Raw genomic sequence first — 17450 nt, 5'->3', positions numbered from 1 at the left:
CACTTACCGCATCGCGTTCAGAGCACTCGCAGCCCCACCAGCACCGCTACTACGCTCAACCCCAGCAGGGTCAGCATGGTGATCGCAATGCCCGCCTGCCGCGGCCAGCCGCCTTTCTCGGCATCCATCCCGAAACCGTGCAGCACGCGCCCGATCACGAACACTACCGCGACCGGGGCCAGCCACCCGCTGCCGCGTCCCGCAAGGTCGATCACGATGATCAGCGCCAGCACGAAGGGCGCGGTCTCGACGAAGTTGATCTGAGCGCGCATTCGCCGGGCCAGAAGCGCATCGCCACCATCGCCGTGACCCACCCGCGCTTTCAGCCGCGCGCGTCCCGCGCGCACCGCCAGCCACAGCGCGAGCAGCCCGAACATGCCCGCGCTGGTGAGCGACACCGGCAAAACGAATTCCATTTCCATTCCCCCTCGCGAATAGCCGTGCCTCACGCCTTCTATCGCATGGTTTGAGCGCGCCAAGCGCCAACAATGGTTGCATCGCATCGCAAAATCGGTATAGAGCGCGCCTCTTCCGCCATTGACGGAGCATGAGCGCCGCACGACATAGCCGTTGTGCAGGCCTTTGCCCTCGCCTAAGGCGGCTCACAAGTTACGATTTTAAACGCTTAGAACAGGTGCCGCCATGGCTGTCCCAAAGAGAAAAGTATCGCCGCATCGCCGGGGCAATCGGCGCTCGCATGATTCGCTGAAGGTCGAAGCCTTCCACGAATGCAACAATTGCGGCGAATTGAAGCGTCCGCACAATCTGTGCTCGCATTGCGGTTACTACAACGGCCGCGAAGTCGTCGCCGTCGGTCTCTGATCGCGCCGCTTGAAATTTCTCGGAGAGTGACATGAGCCTGCCGCGTATCGCTGTCGACGCGATGGGCGGCGATGAAGGCGTGCGCGTGATGGTCGAAGGCGCGGCTCTCGCGCGGCGCCAGCACGACAAGTTCAGCTTTCTCCTGATGGGCGATTCGGCGCGCATCGAACGCGCACTCGAAGCCCACCCGGGCCTCGCCGGCGCCGCCGAGATCCGCCATTGCGACGGTCTCATCTCGGGCGACGAGAAGCCTTCTCAGGCCCTGCGCCGTGCCAAGGGCACCTCGATGGGCGAAGCGGTCGCCGCGGTGAAGCGCGGCGAAGCCGGCGCTGCGGTCAGCGCAGGCAATACCGGCGCTCTCATGGCGATCAGCAAGGTCGCGCTGCGCACGCTTCCCGGGATCGATCGCCCCGCACTCGCCGCATTGCTGCCCACGCTCGAAGAACAGGACGTCATCATGCTCGACCTCGGTGCGAACACCGAGTGCGACGCGCGCAACCTCGTCCAGTTCGCGATCATGGGCGCTGCCTATTCGCGAATCGTAACCGGCCGGCCGCGCCCGCGCGTGCGGCTGCTCAATATCGGCACCGAAGACATTAAGGGCACCGACGCGGTGCAGGAAGCCGCGCAGCACCTGCGCGCGGCCAAGACGCTCGCGATCGACTTCGACGGCTTCGTGGAAGCCGACAAGATCAACCGCGGCGATGTCGACGTGGTGGTGACCGATGGTTTCTCCGGCAATATCGCGCTCAAGGCGATCGAAGGATCGGCGCGCTTCGTGACCGACCTGCTCAAGACCGCGTTCCGATCCTCCCTGCGTTCCAAGATCGGATTTCTCGTGTCGCGCCCGGCAACCGAGCTGCTGCGCCATCATCTCGACCCCAACAACCACAATGGCGCGGTCTTCCTCGGCCTCAACGGCGTGGTCGTGAAAAGCCACGGCAGCGCCAATGCCAAGGGCGTGGCCAATGCCGTCACGGTTGCCGCCCGCCTGCTGGAGGAAGACCTCACCGCGCGGATCGGCGAAGATCTGGGCGAGTTGGGCGACAGCCTGATGGCGAACGGCCACCGCGCGAGTGCGGCCGGTGCAGCGAGCAAGGTCGAGAGCGAAGCCAAGTGATTCGCTCGCTTATCCGTGGCGCGGGCAAGGCCTTGCCTCCGCGCGTCGTCCCCAATGGGGAACTGGCCCAGCAGCTGGACACCAGCGACGAATGGATCGTCGAGCGGACCGGCATCCGCCAGCGTCATATCGCGGGCGAGGGCGAGACCACTGCAACGCTCGCGACCGACGCTGCGCGCGCCGCGCTCGCCGATGCGGGCGTCGAACCGGGCGATATCGACCTGATCGTGCTCGCCACGGCGACGCCCGACAACACCTTTCCCGCCACCGCTACCAAGGTTCAGGCCGCACTGGGCTGCGGGCCTTGCGCCGCGTTCGACGTTGCAGCGGTGTGCTCGGGCTTCCTCTATGCGATGAGCGTGGCGGACGCGATGCTGCGCGCAGGGCAGGGGAGCCGCGCGCTGGTGATCGGTGCGGAGACCTTCAGCCGGATTCTCGACTGGGAGGATCGCACCACCGCCGTCCTGTTCGGCGACGGTGCGGGCGCCATCGTGCTCGAAGCCGAGGATGTCGGCGAGGTGGCGGATGGCGAAGGGCCGGGTATCCTGACCTCGCAACTGCATGCCGATGGCCGCCATCACGATCTGCTCTATGTCGACGGCGGTCCATCGACCACGCAGACCGTCGGCCACCTTCGGATGAAGGGGCGCGAGGTCTTCCGCCATGCAGTGGTCAATCTGGCGCAGGTGCTGACCGATGTGGTCGCCAAGGCGGGGCATTCGGTCGCGGATATCGACTGGGTCGTGCCGCACCAGGCCAACATCCGCATCCTCGAAGGAACTGCCAAGAAGCTGGGCCTGCCATCCGAAAAGGTGATCGTCACGGTCGACCAGCACGCCAACACATCGGCCGCGTCGGTTCCGCTGGCCTTCGCCGTCGCGCGGGCCGACGGGCGCATCAAGCTGGGCGACCTCGTGCTGTTCGAAGCGATGGGCGGCGGCTTCACCTGGGGTGCCTCGCTCGTCCGGATGTAGTCGCGAATCGCGCGCCGGGCAAAAATCGGGCTGCCCAATTGCGATATTGCGCAATTATCGCTAGGCCTTAGGCGACCACCAAGAGGTGGCTGGCGATGCAATGGTGAAAGAGGGGGTCCCCAGACAATGTCGCGCTCGGCGGGTACGCTGACCAGGGCCGATCTGGCCGAAACCATCAACCGCAAGCTCGGCTTCAGCCGGGTTGAATCGCTTGCGCTTGTCGAATCCGTGCTCGCGCACATGTGCGATGCGCTGAAGGAGGGGGAGAACGTCAAGATCTCCGGCTTCGGCAGCTTCATCCTGCGCGACAAGAAGGAGCGGATCGGCCGCAACCCCAAGACCGGCGTCGAAGTGCCGATCACGCCGCGCAGGGTCATGACCTTCCGCGCCAGCCAGAGTCTTCGCGACCGGATTGCGAACGGAAGCTGAGATGATCCGCCGTGACTTCGACGATGGTAAGGATGCCGAGGCGCTCCGGACCATCGGCGAACTCGGACGGGCTCTCGGTCTCAAACCCCACGTCCTGCGCTATTGGGAAGAGCAGTTCCCGATGCTCAATCCCTTGAAGCGGAGCGGGGGGCGACGGTATTACCGCGCGGACGACGTTGCGCTGGTCCAGACGATCAACCGGCTTGTCAACGAAGAAGGCTACACGCTGAAGGGCGCACGTGCCGCGATCGAGAAGGGGCGGGCAGGCATGAGCGCTACGGACGATGACCGGCCCGAAGCACCGCGCGAAGGGGTGCGTCGCTACCTGACCGCGCGCGACCTGCCCGATCCCGACGAGATTGCCGAACCCGCATCCTTCGCGCCGTTGCGTCGTTCATCCGACCACCAGCCGGACGAAACGCAGCAGGCCCTGCTCGCCGAACTCAAGGACATCCGGGCGGCGCTGGCAGAGGCGATCGGGGATTGATCAGCCGGGCTTGTGCCCGTGCACGCCTGTCGCGCATCCGTAGAAAAAGCTACGCTCTTCGGCATTCAGCCCCGCCTGGCGCAGTGCGGTGGCGAACCCCGCGCAATTCCCGAACCTGCGGGTGTACTCCCCGATCATCGCGAAATCGTGTGCCCCCTGCAGCAAGGTCCGTTCGATCACCGGCAGCACCCTGCGCAAGTGGAGATTGTAGAGCGGCCGCAGGGGCCAGCCACGGGGATCGGATGCCTCGATAAATGCGAATCGGCCACCGGGGCGGAGAAGCCTTGCTACCAGTGCGGCGAGCTTGTCGTGCTGGGCGGCATTGAACGTCTTCAGGCCGAAGGTGGCGATCACGAAGTCGGCGCCCTCGTCCGGCAAGTCGCTCGCCAGCACATCGTCGCGACAAAACCGGATCCGGTCCGCGCGCATGGTCCCGACCCGGGCGATGGCCCGTCGGTGCACCCCTTCCGAGATGTCGACCGCATGGATCGAATCGATCTGTGGGTACGCGTCGAACAGATGCGGCCAGGCTTCCCCGGTGCCCGCCATCAGGTCGTAGCCGCTGCACGGATCCGGGGGCAGGTCGAGCATCGCGACGCATTGCCGCCGCCAACGTTCGGTAAAGCCCATCGAGCACCAGTAGGAAAAGGCGATATATTTGTCGGAGCAACGGTCGAACACATCCCGCACGAATGCAGGATCGTAGATGTCGTCGGCTTCTTCCACGCTACTCCGCCGCCAGCAGTTCGGCGGCCTGCAGGTCCACGCTGACGAGGCGGCTGACGCCCTTCTCGATCATCGTCACGCCGAACAGGCGGTGCATCCTGCTCATCGTCACGGCGTTGTGGGTCACGATCAGATAACGCGTGCTGGTCTCCTGCGTCATCGCCTCGAGCAGGTCGCAGAAGCGGTCGATGTTCGCATCGTCCAAGGGCGCATCGACTTCGTCGAGCACGCAGATCGGCGCTGGGTTGGTCAGGAAGAGCGCGAAGGTGAGTGCGATCGCGGTGAGCGCCTGTTCGCCGCCCGACAGCAGCGTGAGCGATTGCAGCCGCTTGCCCGGTGGCTGCGCGTAGATCTCCAGACCTGCCTCGAGCACGTCGTCGCTGTCGATCAACGCGAGGTGGGCCTGCCCGCCTTCGAACAGGCGGGCGAAGAGCTTCTGGAAATGCGCGTCGACCTGCTCGAACGCCGCCTTCAGCCGCTCGCGCCCCTCGCGGTTCAATTGCCCGATCGAACCGCGCAGGCGATGCACCGCCTCGGTCAGCTCCTCGCGCTCGGCGGCGGTCGAGCCATGCTCTTCCTCGATCTTGGCAAGCTCGTCCGCGGCGACCAGATTGACCGGGCCGATCCGCTCGCGCGCGCTCGTCAGTTTCTCGAGCGCTTCGGCCTCGGCCTCGCGATCCGCGACATCGTTTTCGTCGAATTCGAACGTGGCCGGCAGCAGCGGCGGCGGCTTGTGGAAACGATCGCCCGAAACGCGCGCCATTTCCGACCGGCGTGCATCCTCGTTCTCGGCCCGGGTCTCGGCCTGGGCGCGTCGTTCGCGCGCCTCGGCCAGCGTCTCGTTCGCGCTCCGCTGGGCCGCATCGGCGGCGTCGGCGGCGGCCTGCGCCTCGTCGAGTGTGGCCTGCAGCGCTGCGAGCCGGGCGGCGGTTTCCTCATGCGCGGTGCGGGCCGCTTCGATCTGCGCGAGCAGCGCGTCGGGCTGGTCGCCGATCGTCTCGCGCGCCGTGGCGATCTCGGCGACGCGTGAGTCCATGTCTGCGAGCCGCCGGGCGGCCTCGTCGGCGCGGCGATCCCAATGGGTGCGGTCGGCACGGTGGGCGGAGACACGCTCTTTCGCGACGGCCAGTGCCTGCTCCTGCGCAGCGCGCGCGGCGGTCGCGGCGCTCAGGTTTGTGCGCGCGGTCTCGTGCGCGGAGCGCGCGGCATCGCGGCGGCTGGCAAGCGCTTCGGGATCGGTCAGGTCGGCGAGCTTCGCCTGTGCCGCCTCCAGCTCGCGCTCGGCCGTTGCACGCTGGTCCGCCAGCTCCTCGCGCGCCTGCTCGATCGCACGCGCCTTGTCGGCATGGCTGGCGAGCGCGGCTTCGGCGCGGTCGAGCGCGCGCAGCGCCTCGCGCTCGGCTTGCGCGGCGGAATCCGCTTCGCCCTCGGCGCGCGAGAAATCGGCCTGCGCCGCGTCGAGTGCGGTGCGGGCCGCGGCCGAGCGGCCCTCGGCCTCCTCCACCGCGCGCTGCAAGGGGGGAAGCCTTTCGGCCAGCGCGGCGAGACGGTTGGCGGCTTCGAGCCGTGCGGCCTCGGCCCCGCCTTCGCCGCGCACCACCAGCCCGTCCCACCGGCGCAATGCGCCGCCGAGCGTGACCAGCCAAGTACCCGGTTCGAGCGTCCGGGCGTCATCGCTTTCCGCTACCACCACGCGGGCGAGCCGCGCATGGAGTTCCTCGGGGCAATCCTTTACGTGATCGAGCAGGTTGTCGGCGACCGGTTCGGGCTGCGGCGCGCCGGTCCAGAAGCGGCCATCCTGCGCATCGGGCAGCAGGCCGAGCGGACTGCGTCCGTCGCGGCCCAGCACCGCCGCCAGCGCGGCTTCGTAGCCCGGCTCGGCGCGGACCCTGTCGAGCGGGACGGGCAGCCCCGCCTTCGCCGCGCGCGCCTTGTCGCGGCCGTGCCGATCGCGCTCCAGCGCCGCATGCTCGCGCTCGACGCCGGCGAGTTCGGCGCGCGCCTCGGCGAGTGCGGCCTGCGCGGCCTCCATCTCGACCCGCGCTGAATCCCGAGCCTCGCGGGCGGTCGCAATCCTTGCGGCAAGCGCCTGGCGCCGCGCGGCCGCTTCCTTCACGTTCCGCTGCGCCGTTTCGAGGAGTTCGGCAGGGTCGTCGGCACCCGCCTGCTGGCGCGCGCTTTCCTCCAGCCGTTCCGCCTCCCTGGCGAGACCTGCAACGCGCCGCTCCGTCTGTTCGAGCGCGGCGCGCGCCACCCGCCATTCGGCATCGAGCGCGGCGTGCTCCGCATTGGCGCGCGCGAGGTCGAGCTCGGCGGCGCGTTCGGCCTGCTCGGCACGCTCGGCATCGGCGATGATCTGCGGCAGCGCGGCCTCGGCTTCGTCGCGTGCCTTCTCGCTCGCGGCCAGCTCGCTTTCGAGCCGCTTGAGCGCATCGGCCGCATCGCGCCCGGTGCGCCCGTAATCCTCGCGGTCCTGCTCAAGCCGTTCGGCCTGCCGGTCGAGATCGGCGAGCCGGGCGAGCGCGGCGTCGCGTTCCTTTTCGAGTCCCGCCAGCCGCTGCTCCTGAGCGCCCGCATCGGTCCGCGCCGCGACCAGCGCATCGCGCGCATCGGCGAGCTTTTCCGCCGCTGCGCGCTGGGCCTTTTCGGTCTCGTCCGAGCGTTCCTTGGCCTGCGCGACCGCCTGCGTCGCCTCACTCGCGGCCTTGCGCGCCGCTTCCGCACTCGCCGCCGCATCGCGCCACCGGGCGAAGACCAGCCGCGCCTCGGCAACGCCGATCTCGTCGGTCAGCCTGGCGTAGCGCTCGGCCTGCTTGGCCTGCCGCCGCAGGCTGGCGATCTGGGTGTCCAGCCCGGCGAGCAGGTCCTCCAGCCGCTCGAGGTTCTTCTCGGTCGAGCGCAGCTTGCTCTCGGCATCCTTGCGGCGGACGTGCAGCCCCGCGATCCCCGCCGCTTCCTCCAGCATCTGCCGGCGTTCGGCGGGCTTGGCCGCGATCATGTGCGCGATCTTGCCCTGGCTGACGAGCGCGGGGCTATGCGCGCCGGTCGCCGCGTCGGCAAAGGCGAGCGCGACGTCCTTCGCGCGCACGTCGTTGCCGTTGACGCGGTAGGCGCTGCCCGCGCCGCGTTCGATCCGGCGGACGACTTCAAGCTCGTCGCCCGAGTCGTCGGAACCCGTCAGCACCACTTCGGCGAACTGGCGTGGTGGGCGCGCTTCCGTCCCGGCGAAGATCACGTCTTCCATCCCGCCCGAGCGCATCGACTTGGCGGAGGTTTCCCCCATCACCCAGCGGATCGCCTCGAGCAGGTTGGACTTGCCGCAACCATTGGGGCCGACGACGCCCGTCAGCCCCGGTTCGATGCGCAGTTCGGCAGGCTCGACGAAGCTCTTGAAGCCAGAGAGGCGGAGTCGCCGTATCTCCATCGAGATGCCTTAGCCCGCCATTACTCGTCGCGGGCGCCCGCGCGCTGCAGCGCCGCTTCGACCTGCGGCCAGACGGCGCCTGGCGAAAGATCCAGCTGGTTGCCGTTCAGGACGAAGGTCGGCGTGCCCGTGATCTCGTCTTCCGTACCGTAGGATTGCGAGGCTTCGGCAATCTCGCTCAGGCGTTCGGCATCGGCGAGGCAGGTTCGCGCCTGGTCGCGGCTGATCCCGCGGGCGGCAAAGAAATCGAGCAGACCGGCAGTCTCAGCGAAAGCGACGAAGCGCTGGTCCTCGGGCAGCGAGAGCGTCTGTTCGAGCTGCGGCCCGCGCTGCTGAACCGTGTCGAGGATGGTCGGCAGGTTGGCCCAGACCTGATCGGCCAGCGGCACTGCCTGCGAAGGCTGCCCGCAGTCGATCAACCGGGTCAGCGCGAGGTCGATCGGGCCGTGGATCGCGAAGCTGCGGAATTCGAAGCTGACGCGCCCGCTGTCGACATATTCGCCCAGCAGCGTCTCGCTCGCATCGCGGGAGAACTGCGCGCATCCCGGGCAGGTCAGCGAGCCATATTCGACCAGCTTGATCGGCGCCTCGGGATTGCCGACCAGATAGCCGTTGCGATCGGTGATCTCGGCGGTTTCCGACCAGGCCTGGCCCTCGGGCGCGGGAACTTCGGCCACCGGCTCGCCAGCGACCGTACCTTCGCTCTCGTCGCTCGATCCGCAGGCGGCAAGGGCCAGAGCGAGTGGCATGGCGAGGGCGGTCAGGGCGAAAGGTCTGGCAATCTTCGAAACACTCATCATTCGGTCCTTTTCGAGCCGATGGGAAAGGATAGGCGCGAGGCCCGGCGATTCGGAAGGGGGCGGCGTGGGTTCTCCACCGGCGCTAGTCGGCCGCGCCCCCGGCTGGCGACCCGTCGCCGGAAGCATCCGGATCGGCGAGCGCGACGCTGAGCGCGTCCCAGTTGTGCACGCCATCAAGCAAGCGGCCATTGATCGCGAAGCTCGGCGTGCCGGTTACGCCCACTTCGTCGCGGTCGCGCTGGCCCGCAGCCTCCAGCCGATCGGCGAGCGCCTGGTCGGCGAGACAGCGGTCGAGTTCGGGGCGACGATATCCGCGCCGCTCGAAAATATCGTAGAAGTGCAGATCGCTCGCCACCGCGCGGCGGCGTGCGGCGGGGTCGCCGTAATTCCAGCGATCGGTCTGGGCCTTGCTCGCGAGCCGCAGCAGCGCGTTGAACTGCGGCTGGGCCATCATCAACGCGGCGTGATTGGCGGAAAACTGGTCGGGTGTGCCGCACCGCGCGAGCATCGACGCGGTCAGGTCGACCACGTTACCCGCGGCGTGGCGGTATTCGAAGCGCAGGTCACCCGTACGCACATAGCCGAGCTTGAGGATTTCCTCCCCCCGCATCGCGAAATCGCGGCAGTGGGGGCAGGTATAACTGATATATTCGGCCAGCGTGACGGGGGCGTCGGGATCGCCGACGAGATGCGAGACCGGCGTGCGCTCGACCCTCGCCAGCCAGTTCCCGTCCGCGCCCGCGCTCGCTCCCGCGCTCTGGGCAAGGCCTGGCGTGGCCGACAGGCCCGCCACCAGCACCATGATCGCCGCGAATAGGTATTTCATCGGTCGGTTCCTTCGTTCTCGTCGCCCAGAGTGCGCGCCAGCCCTTCGAGCACCGCACGCAATTCGGGATCGCCGATATCGCGCAAGCTCTCGCCCAGTTCCATAGGAATCGGCTTGAGTCCGGCTGGCCGCGCGATCGGCTCGCCCTTGCCGGCGGGCTGCTGAACCGGGCCTTGCCGCATCTTGACCCTGGCGAGCGCGCGATAGCCGAAGAAGCGATTCACCCGCTCGATGATCTCGGGGATCACGTGCTGGATGATCGGCGCATGGCCCGGCGCGACGACCAGTTGCAGGATCCCTTCGGCGCGTTCGCCCGGCGGGAAGCGGATCGCTTCGGGCGCGCAGACCTTCGCATGTTCGGGGCCGACGATCTCCGGCCAGCGCGTGACGACCGAACTCTGTACGAAGCCGTAACGCCTGAATGCGGTGCGCCCGACCTGCGGCATCAGGTCGCCGACCGCCTTGGGCCCGCCGCCGCGTGGCCGTTCGAACGGGCGCACATTGCCCTTCGCCTTGCGCTTGCCACCGGCAGCGGTCTTGGGCGCGAGCTTTTTGCCGGGGGTTTTGGGGGGCGGGCGTTCCATCGGGTGGCCACCGATGCCATAGCGCGGGCGTGACTGCCAGCGACAACCCGCCCCCTATCCCGCACCTTCTGCTCGCCTGGTACGACGAGCATGCGCGCGACCTGCCGTGGCGGGCGGCCCCGGGGGAGGCCGCGCCGGATCCCTACCGCGTCTGGCTGTCCGAAATCATGCTGCAGCAAACGACCGTGGCGGCGGTGAAGCCCTACTTCGCGGCCTTCACGAAAGTTTGGCCCGATGTTCACGCGCTGGCAGCGGCGCCCGAGGAAGACGTGCTCGCCGCATGGGCGGGGCTGGGTTACTATTCGCGTGCGCGCAATCTGGTGAAGGCCGCGCGCGCGGTCGCCGACATGGGCGGCTTTCCCGAGAGCGAGGCGGAGCTGCTCGGGCTGCCGGGCGTGGGCGACTACACCGCCGCCGCGATTGCCGCGATCGCCTTCGAGAGGCGCGCGGTGGTCGTCGACGCCAATGTCGAGCGGGTGGTCGCGCGGCTGTTCATGATCGAGGAGCCGCTTCCGGCTGCGCGCAAGGCGATCCGCGCTGCCGCCGACACGATCACGCCCGACGAACGCAGCGGCGATTTCGCACAGGCCATGATGGACCTCGGCAGCAGGGTCTGCACGCCGCGCGCTCCGTCATGCGATATCTGTCCGCTGGCGGGCGAATGCGCGGCACGCGAGCATGGACCGGAGCGGCTGCCGGTGAAAGCGCCCAAAAAGGCGAAGCCCGTGCGGCAGGGCCGGGCATACTGGATCGAGCGTGATCGTTGCGTCTGGCTGGTCAAGCGCGCGCCGAGCGGGATGCTCGGCGGGATGCGCGCGCTGCCCGACGATGGCTGGTCCGCCCGCGCCGACGGATCGGGCGATCCGCCCTTGGACGGGGAGTGGGAGAATGCGGGCGTGGTCCGCCACGCCTTCACCCATTTCGCGATTCATCTTTCGGTGCTGCGCGGCGAAGCCGCGCCGGCCGAACCCGCGGGTAGCGGGGAATGGTGGCCGCTCGACCGGCTCGACGAAGCGGGCCTGCCGACCTTGTTTGCCAAGGCAGCGCGGCTGGCGCAGGCGGCCGAAGCGCGCCTGCTCTAGTCCGCTCGCCTATCGCATCACAGGAGGCCGCCGCCCAGCGACAGGCGCACGATCGAGATGATCATGATGATGATGCAGAAGGTCCGCCCGCTCGTGCTGGAAGACAGGAAGCCCAGGATCGTGCCGATCACGAGAAAGGGCAGGGCGATCCAGTTCAGGATCCCAATGAAGGGGATCAGGCCCAGGATCACGATGACGAGGCCGACGAGTCCGAACAGCCAGGAGAGGATGTTGAGCATGTGTCTTATATGGTTAACGCACCTCGCGCTGGCAAGACCCAAAATGCGCGATTGACGGCAGGCAGGCGGGCTTTAAGTTTCGCCGCAAAACGTATCAACGGAGAGAACAGATGGCCTATCGGGAATTCACGGATGGCGGCCTGTCGCGTCGCGGCCTGCTGCGCGGGGGTGCCTGCCTCGCAGGGGGATCGATGCTGGCGAGCCTGCCGTTCGGCAGCGCGCTGTTCGCTCACGACGTCAGCGAGGCATGGCCGAGTGTGGCTGCCGAGGTCGAACGCTATGTGAAGGAAAGGAAGGTCGCGAACATGATCGCGACCTTCGGGTGGAAGCAGGACGACCATGCCCACTCGATCGCTCGCGGCACGCTGGCGCTCAGCGGCAATAGCCCGGCCAATATGGATTCGCTCTACCGCATCTATTCGATGACCAAGCCGATTACCGGCATGATGGCGATGCAGCTGATTTCCGAAGGCAAGCTGGGCCTCGACCAGCCGCTGTCAGACATCCTGCCCGCCTTTGCGGACATGCAGGTGCAGAAGGAATATGACGGCCCGATCAGCGAGGACAATCTGGAGCCGGCGACCACCCCGATCACGATCCGCCACCTGCTGACCCACACCGCCGGGCTCGGCTACCAGATCATCCAGCAGGGCGCGATCAAGGACGAATACGACCGGCTGGGCCTCATCCCCGGACAGGTCAGCCGCATGCCGATACCGGGCGCGGGCAGTGCGAAACCGGTGGCCAGTCTGGAAGCTTTCGCCGACGCGCTCGCCACCGTGCCGCTGGTCTACCAGCCGGGCACCAAGTGGTCCTATTCGGTCGGGCTCGACCTGATGGGCCGGGTGATCGAAGTGGTCGAGGGCAAGCCCTTCGACGCGGTGCTGCAGGAACGCATCTTCGGCCCTGCCGGGATGGCCAGCACCTTCTTCACCGTCCCCAAGAGCGAAATCGGCCGCTTCACCACCAATTACTGGGTGATGGGCGATCGCTCGCTGCCGATCGATCCCGCCGCATCCTCGATCTATCTCGACACGCCACCTTTCCCCTTCGGCGGGGCGGGGCTGGTCTCCTCCCCGAAGGATTACGACCGGTTCCTGCGGATGCTGCTGGGCAAGGGCATGATCGACGGCACCCGCGTGCTGAGCGAGCAGGCAGTGAATGTCGGCACCTCGAACCTTCTGCCCGCCACGGTCGACACGACCGGCAGCTGGGCCGAGGGTCAGGGCTTCGGCGCGGGCGGGCGCGTGGTCGGGCGCAGTTATGGCTGGGGCGGCGCGGCAGGCACCGTTGCCGTGGTCGATTTCGAGCATGGCCTGCGCGCGCAGCTGTACTCGCAATACATGCCGACCGACGTGTACGAAATTCAAAGCGCCTTCCCCGACCTCGTGCGTGCCGACCTCGCCAAGGCCCATGGCTGAGGCGGGCGGCGCCACGCACCCCATCGCGTTCTCGGGATCGCCGCTCGACCGGGCGGACAATCTGCGCGCCGACCCGGACGGGCTCGCCGCGCGGATGGACTGGAAGGCGCGGCTGCTGCTGCTCGACGGGCTGAGCCCCTCCGTGGATGAAGGTGGGCGGCTGGCGTGGGGAACGCTCGCCGATGCGCCCGAGGGTGCCGAACTAGTGTTTCTCGGCCTCGACCGGTCCGACGGGGGCGAGAAAGCCTGCTTCGCCTGCGTGCCTACACAGGGTGACGCGCGCCCGCGCATGGCGAACCCGCAATTGTGGTCGCTCATGACCGCGCTCGCGCCCGACCAGCTGGCATTGTACGGCGGCGCGCGCAGCCTCGTCGACTGGCACGCCCGGCACCGCTTCTGTGCGCAGTGCGGCGGTCCGACGAAGATCGCCAAGGGCGGCTGGCAGCGGACCTGCACCGAATGCGGTGCGGACCATTTCCCGCGCACCGACCCGGTCAGCATCATGCTGGTCGAGCATTGCGCCGGAGACGAACGGCGCCTGCTGCTCGGCCGCGGGCTCGGCTGGCCCGAGGGGCGCTTCTCCGCGCTCGCCGGCTTCGTCGAGCCGGGCGAAACGATCGAGGAAGGCGTGGCGCGCGAAGTGCTGGAGGAAGTCGGCATCGTGGTGCGCGATGTGCGCTACATCCTCAGCCAGCCGTGGCCTTTCCCAAGCCAGCTGATGATCGGGTGTATCGGTTTCGCGGAAGGGACTGACATCACCCTCGACGAGACTGAGATGGCCGAGGCAAAGTGGTACACGCGCGACGAGGTGATCGCCTTGCTCGAGGGGCGGGACGATGCGCCGATGGTCTCGCCCCCGCCGCACACGATCGCGCATCAACTCTTCCGCTGGTGGGTGGCCCAATGACGAAGACGCTGACGATAGACATCTGGTCCGACGTGATGTGCCCGTGGTGCCTCGTCGGTTGGGGCGGTTTGCGTCAGGCGCTTGACACGCTGGACGGCGAGATCGAGGCGGAAGTGCGCTGGCACGCGTTCGAACTCAATCCCGACATGCCGCCGGAGGGCGAGGAGCGTACCGCGCATATCGCACGCAAGTACGGCCGCACGACCGAGCAGGCGCGCGGCGTGCAGGACCAGATGCGCGAAGCGGCAGATCGCGCGGGCGTCTCGCTCGACTATGAAGGCGAAGAACCGGCGCCCGATGCGATGATGTGGAACACGCTCGCCGCGCACAAGCTTCTTGCATGGGCGCTGGATGCGCACGGGGCCGAGAAGCAGACGCAGCTCAAGCTCGCGCTGTTCCACGCGCACTTCAGCCAGCGCCGTGCGATCGGCGAGGATGCGGTGCTGCTCGATATCGCCGAAGAGGCAGGGCTGGACCGCGCGCAGGCGCAGGCCGCGCTCGGGAGCGAAGACTACACGCGCAAGGTCCGCGCCGAGGAACATGCCGCCTTCGAAATGAACATCACCGGGGTGCCCGCGATGATCGTGGCGGAGAAGTTCATCATCCCCGGCGCGCAACCGGCCGAGGCCTACGCCGACGCGCTGCGGCGGGTGGCGGAGAAGGTCTAGAAGGATGCGCGCGATCGCCCTGTCGCTGCTGTGCTGGCTCGGCATGCTGTGCGCCGCGCCTGCATCGGCGGGCGAGGACCCGCGCAACTTCATCTATACCGGCCCCGGCGAACTCGAAGCCAATACCGACCTGCTCGACCGCCCCGATGTCGAGGGTGCGCAGGTCGTCTATCCCTGGCGAATGCTTGAGCCCGAGAAGGGCGTGTACGATTTCAGTGCGATCGAGGCCGACCTCGCGCTGACCGATGCGCGCGGCAAGCATCTGTTTGCGCAGATCCAGGACCGGTTCTTCCTGCCAACCGCGCGCAACGTGCCGCAATATCTGCTCGACGATCCCGAGTATGGCGGCGGGCTCGCGCGCCAGTACGACAATCCGGGCGAGGGCGAGCCGGAGGGGCAGGGGTGGACCGCGATGCACTGGAACCCCGTGGTGCGCGCGCGTTTTTAGATGCTGTTGCAGGCGCTGGGCGAGCGGTTCGATGGTCGCCTCTACGGGGTGAACCTGCCCGAAAGTTCTTTCGATCCGCTGGCCGAGGAGGGGGGCGAGGACGGCTTCACCTGCGATGCCTATTTCGACGCGACGCTCGACAACATGCGCGCCGCGCGCTCTGCGTTCGAAGAGACGCACGTGGTCCAGTACCTCAATTTCTGGCCGTGCTAGTGGAACAACGACCACCGCTACATGGAGCGGGCCTTCGCGCTCGCGGTGGAAGAGGGGATAGGCGCAGGCGGGCCCGACATCGTTCCGCACAGGCGCGCGCAGATGAAGAACAGCTACCCCTTCTTCAACCGCCACAAGGAAGCGCTCCCGCTGGTCGCGATGGCGATCCAGGAGCCGACGCTGACCTATACCAATCCCGAAACGGGCGAGAGATTCACCCGCGAGGAATTCGTGGCCTTCGCGCGCGATTACCTCGGCGTCGACGTCATCTTCTGGAGCGTCGAGGCGCCGTGGCTGGCTCGCGAATAGGGGCCGATAGAAAAAGCCCCGCCGGATATGGCGGGGCTTCTCGCTGTGGGCAAATCGTCAGCCGTCAGCTTGCTGTGCCTTCAGGCGCGACACGGTCTGCGTGGCGCGCGCCTGAAGCTTTTCGTTGGTCTGGAGCGCGGCGCCGATCGTGTTGAAACGCTGCGGCGTCATCTGCGCCTGCGAGAGCACCTTCATCGCCGCCTCGTCCTTAGCAGCCTTTTCCATCTCGGCGTTCTGCTGGATCTGGCCGATCATCGACGCGGCGATCACGAAGGTTTCGAGTTCGGCGTCGGAGACGGGCGCCATCTGCGTGGCTGAGGGTGCAGCGGGAGCCTGCTGCGCCAGCGAGGGCTGCGCGGCGAGGGCAAGGGATGCGGTGGCGATCGTGCTGAGGAATAGATTCATGAGGTGTCTCCCGTTCGAATGATACGGGCGCGCACCTCGTGATCCATCGGCTTCGCCACAACCTTAGCGCGCCGGGTCGTGACTGAGTTTGGACGAGTGGGGTATGACAGAGTTCAAAGGCACCCCACTCGCACGGATTGTCAGGCCTGGTTGCCGTTCTTGATGGCGCGCATGGTCTTCTCGCCCTTCCGTGCGTCCTGCTCGGGATTGTCCGAGCCGACGGCGGGCTCGCGATTGTCGGGATCGGTCGCGCGGTTCAGCTCGTCGCGCGCGCCGACACGGCGGTTGACGTCGCCTTCGGCACGGCCCTGCTGGTCGGGTGTGGGGTTCTCGGTGATCTTGTCGATCAGGTCGTTGTCGGGGTGACGCGATTGGCGTTCGGGCATGAAAATTCTCCTTTCCTCATCAATGGTTGGGGGCAGGAGAGCGTTCCGAGTGCGATGGCGCGACTGCTGCGTGTTGACATGTCTGTAACCCGAAGGTTACAAGTAACCCATAGGTTACAAGGATACTGGCATGACGAATGATATCGAACGCGCAGACGAACTCTCCCGCAACCGGGCCTACATGGCACCCTTCATCGGACTGCTGATCCTCGCCGTGCGGCAGGTGGTGCTGGCGAACTGGGACTGGGAGGCCGTCACCTGGTGGCAGGGCGCCATCTGGTTCGTCCTCGTCGGCTTTGCCGCGGCGACGCTGTTCTGGGGCGGCATGTGGTTTCCCAAACATCTGCGCGAGATCGGGGATGACGAAGTGACCCGTGCCAACCGCGCCAAGGCGGTGACGCGCGGTTTCCTCGCAGCGCTCTTCGTCGCGATGCTGGTGTTCGTCGTCGCCCCGTTCGAGCCACTGTCGGCGCAGGAGGCTGCGCATCTCATCGTCAGCGTCGGGCTTGCGGGTGCGCTGCTATCGTTCGGGCTCCTGGAAACGTTCGGCAATGGCTGAAGGGCTGCGAAACGAAATCCGTGCTGCGCGCGAGGCGATGGGCTGGACGCAGGCCGAACTCGCCGAACGTATGGGGGTAAGCCGCAAGACCGTGAACACGGTCGAGAACGGGGTCTTCATCCCCTCCACCGTCGTTGCGCTGAAGGCGGCGCGAGCGCTGGGACGCAGTGTCGAGGACCTCTTCAAACTGGCGGACTAGATCAGCCCGAGCCTTTGCAGCTTGGTCGCCAGCGCGCCGGGCAGCACGTCGCCCACCTCCTCGCCTTCGGCCAGGTCGCGCGGCGGTTCGCCCTTGAGATAGCGCCAGCCCTGATGCGCGCGCTTGGGTTGCGGATAGACCGGGATCAGGCGCGGCTCGAGATCGATCGACCAGCGGGCATTCCCGGTCTCGCTGAAGCCGAGAATTTCGCTGCGGGCGACGAGGTTGTGCTGGTGGATCCAGAACAGCGACCCGCCGATGCACTCCTCCCACCGCGTGGGGCGATAGCGCGTGGTGAGGTTGGGGCTGCGCCGGTTCGCATACCAGCTTTCGAGGTCGGCAAAAGACTGCGCGCCGAACGCGATCTTGGTCAGGTTGAGCGGCATGGGGGTGAGGTAGGTGCGGGGGGGTGGAGGGGCAAG

The 17450-nt window shown here is 67.4% G+C and carries 24 protein-coding genes; 14 read left to right on the top strand and 10 right to left on the bottom strand.

What is annotated here, in order from left to right:
- Window positions 1-17: 17 nt before the first annotated feature.
- Entirely contained in the window at window positions 18-416 is a 399-nt protein-coding gene (locus DL238_RS15490; protein ID WP_115493411.1) for an MAPEG family protein, read from the bottom strand.
- Between the two features lie 226 nt (window positions 417-642).
- Here DL238_RS15490 and rpmF point away from each other — a divergent pair, with 226 nt between their 5' ends.
- From rpmF to DL238_RS16570, 5 genes are all read left to right on the top strand, one after another.
- Window positions 643-822 carry a 50S ribosomal protein L32 gene (rpmF, locus tag DL238_RS15485; protein ID WP_115493326.1) on the top strand — a complete coding sequence of 60 codons (180 nt, stop codon included), beginning with the start codon at window positions 643-645 and terminating at the stop codon, window positions 820-822.
- Window positions 823-853: 31 nt separating this feature from the next.
- The gene (gene plsX, locus DL238_RS15480) at window positions 854-1942 is read left to right on the top strand and encodes a phosphate acyltransferase PlsX (protein WP_115493325.1); all 1089 of its coding nucleotides are present in this window, start codon (window positions 854-856) and stop codon (window positions 1940-1942) included.
- Window positions 1939-2916 (top strand): beta-ketoacyl-ACP synthase III, encoded by a 978-nt coding sequence (locus tag DL238_RS15475; protein ID WP_115493324.1) that lies wholly within the window; start codon window positions 1939-1941, stop codon window positions 2914-2916. Before plsX ends, DL238_RS15475 begins: the two co-directional genes overlap by 4 nt.
- Window positions 2917-3042: 126 nt before the next feature.
- Window positions 3043-3345, top strand: coding sequence for an integration host factor subunit alpha (locus DL238_RS15470; protein WP_181883979.1), 303 nt, complete (start codon window positions 3043-3045; stop codon window positions 3343-3345).
- A 1-nt stretch (window position 3346) separates the two neighbouring features.
- Complete coding sequence (locus DL238_RS16570; protein WP_115493323.1) at window positions 3347-3832, top strand: MerR family transcriptional regulator; 486 nt, start codon at window positions 3347-3349, stop codon at window positions 3830-3832.
- On the opposite strand, the gene DL238_RS15460 is transcribed toward DL238_RS16570, so the two are convergent.
- The 5 genes from DL238_RS15460 to DL238_RS15440 form a co-directional block, all read right to left on the bottom strand.
- Window positions 3833-4558, bottom strand: a complete 726-nt coding sequence (locus tag DL238_RS15460; protein WP_115493322.1) for a class I SAM-dependent methyltransferase — start codon at window positions 4556-4558, stop codon at window positions 3833-3835.
- A gap of 1 nt (window position 4559) precedes the next feature.
- Window positions 4560-7982, bottom strand: a complete 3423-nt coding sequence (locus DL238_RS15455) for an AAA family ATPase (RefSeq protein ID WP_115493321.1) — start codon at window positions 7980-7982, stop codon at window positions 4560-4562.
- 20 nt (window positions 7983-8002) lie between these two features.
- Complete coding sequence (locus DL238_RS15450; protein WP_234031143.1) at window positions 8003-8779, bottom strand: DsbA family protein; 777 nt, start codon at window positions 8777-8779, stop codon at window positions 8003-8005.
- Between the two features lie 85 nt (window positions 8780-8864).
- Complete coding sequence (locus tag DL238_RS15445) at window positions 8865-9608, bottom strand: thioredoxin domain-containing protein (RefSeq protein ID WP_115493319.1); 744 nt, start codon at window positions 9606-9608, stop codon at window positions 8865-8867.
- Window positions 9605-10192: a DUF721 domain-containing protein gene (locus DL238_RS15440; protein WP_234031142.1), complete on the bottom strand. Its 588-nt coding sequence runs from the start codon at window positions 10190-10192 to the stop codon at window positions 9605-9607. The genes DL238_RS15445 and DL238_RS15440 overlap by 4 nt, the downstream gene beginning before the upstream one ends.
- 29 nt (window positions 10193-10221) lie before the next feature.
- Between DL238_RS15440 and DL238_RS15435 the strand changes: the two genes are divergently transcribed.
- Window positions 10222-11274, top strand: coding sequence for an A/G-specific adenine glycosylase (locus tag DL238_RS15435; RefSeq protein ID WP_234031141.1), 1053 nt, complete (start codon window positions 10222-10224; stop codon window positions 11272-11274).
- 17 nt (window positions 11275-11291) lie between these two features.
- Here DL238_RS15435 and DL238_RS15430 read toward each other — a convergent pair whose 3' ends face one another.
- Entirely contained in the window at window positions 11292-11513 is a 222-nt protein-coding gene (locus DL238_RS15430; protein WP_115493317.1) for a hypothetical protein, read from the bottom strand.
- Between the two features lie 110 nt (window positions 11514-11623).
- Between DL238_RS15430 and DL238_RS15425 the strand changes: the two genes are divergently transcribed.
- The 6 genes from DL238_RS15425 to DL238_RS16435 are packed head-to-tail and all read left to right on the top strand — an operon-like array spanning window position 11624 to window position 15479.
- Window positions 11624-12934, top strand: a complete 1311-nt coding sequence (locus DL238_RS15425; RefSeq protein ID WP_115493316.1) for a serine hydrolase domain-containing protein — start codon at window positions 11624-11626, stop codon at window positions 12932-12934.
- The gene (gene nudC, locus DL238_RS15420) at window positions 12927-13841 is read left to right on the top strand and encodes an NAD(+) diphosphatase (protein ID WP_115493315.1); all 915 of its coding nucleotides are present in this window, start codon (window positions 12927-12929) and stop codon (window positions 13839-13841) included. Before DL238_RS15425 ends, nudC begins: the two co-directional genes overlap by 8 nt.
- Window positions 13838-14509 (top strand): DsbA family oxidoreductase, encoded by a 672-nt coding sequence (locus DL238_RS15415; protein ID WP_115493314.1) that lies wholly within the window; start codon window positions 13838-13840, stop codon window positions 14507-14509. Before nudC ends, DL238_RS15415 begins: the two co-directional genes overlap by 4 nt.
- A 4-nt stretch (window positions 14510-14513) precedes the next feature.
- A complete protein-coding gene (locus DL238_RS16445) occupies window positions 14514-14957 on the top strand; it encodes a hypothetical protein (RefSeq protein WP_234031140.1) in 444 nt (147 codons plus the stop codon).
- Entirely contained in the window at window positions 14958-15170 is a 213-nt protein-coding gene (locus tag DL238_RS16440; RefSeq protein ID WP_234031139.1) for a hypothetical protein, read from the top strand.
- 21 nt (window positions 15171-15191) lie between these two features.
- The gene (locus tag DL238_RS16435) at window positions 15192-15479 is read left to right on the top strand and encodes a hypothetical protein (protein WP_234031138.1); all 288 of its coding nucleotides are present in this window, start codon (window positions 15192-15194) and stop codon (window positions 15477-15479) included.
- A gap of 57 nt (window positions 15480-15536) precedes the next feature.
- Here DL238_RS16435 and DL238_RS15405 read toward each other — a convergent pair whose 3' ends face one another.
- Both DL238_RS15405 and DL238_RS15400 read right to left on the bottom strand, forming a co-directional pair.
- Complete coding sequence (locus tag DL238_RS15405) at window positions 15537-15884, bottom strand: DUF4168 domain-containing protein (protein WP_115493313.1); 348 nt, start codon at window positions 15882-15884, stop codon at window positions 15537-15539.
- A gap of 140 nt (window positions 15885-16024) precedes the next feature.
- Complete coding sequence (locus tag DL238_RS15400) at window positions 16025-16270, bottom strand: hypothetical protein (protein ID WP_115493312.1); 246 nt, start codon at window positions 16268-16270, stop codon at window positions 16025-16027.
- Between the two features lie 130 nt (window positions 16271-16400).
- Here DL238_RS15400 and DL238_RS15395 point away from each other — a divergent pair, with 130 nt between their 5' ends.
- Both DL238_RS15395 and DL238_RS15390 read left to right on the top strand, forming a co-directional pair.
- Entirely contained in the window at window positions 16401-16829 is a 429-nt protein-coding gene (locus DL238_RS15395; RefSeq protein ID WP_115493311.1) for a hypothetical protein, read from the top strand.
- A complete protein-coding gene (locus DL238_RS15390) occupies window positions 16822-17028 on the top strand; it encodes a helix-turn-helix transcriptional regulator (protein ID WP_115493310.1) in 207 nt (68 codons plus the stop codon). The genes DL238_RS15395 and DL238_RS15390 overlap by 8 nt, the downstream gene beginning before the upstream one ends.
- Here the strand turns inward: DL238_RS15390 and DL238_RS15385 are convergent.
- Window positions 17025-17414, bottom strand: a complete 390-nt coding sequence (locus DL238_RS15385) for a DUF1489 family protein (protein ID WP_115493309.1) — start codon at window positions 17412-17414, stop codon at window positions 17025-17027. The two genes, DL238_RS15390 and DL238_RS15385, sit on opposite strands and share 4 nt — an antisense overlap.
- Between the last annotated feature and the right edge of the window lie 36 nt (window positions 17415-17450).

Origin of the sequence: Alteriqipengyuania lutimaris (assembly GCF_003363135.1) — a bacterium.
Classification (GTDB): domain Bacteria; phylum Pseudomonadota; class Alphaproteobacteria; order Sphingomonadales; family Sphingomonadaceae; genus Alteriqipengyuania; species Alteriqipengyuania lutimaris.
This window is presented reverse-complemented; position numbering and strand designations above follow the sequence as displayed.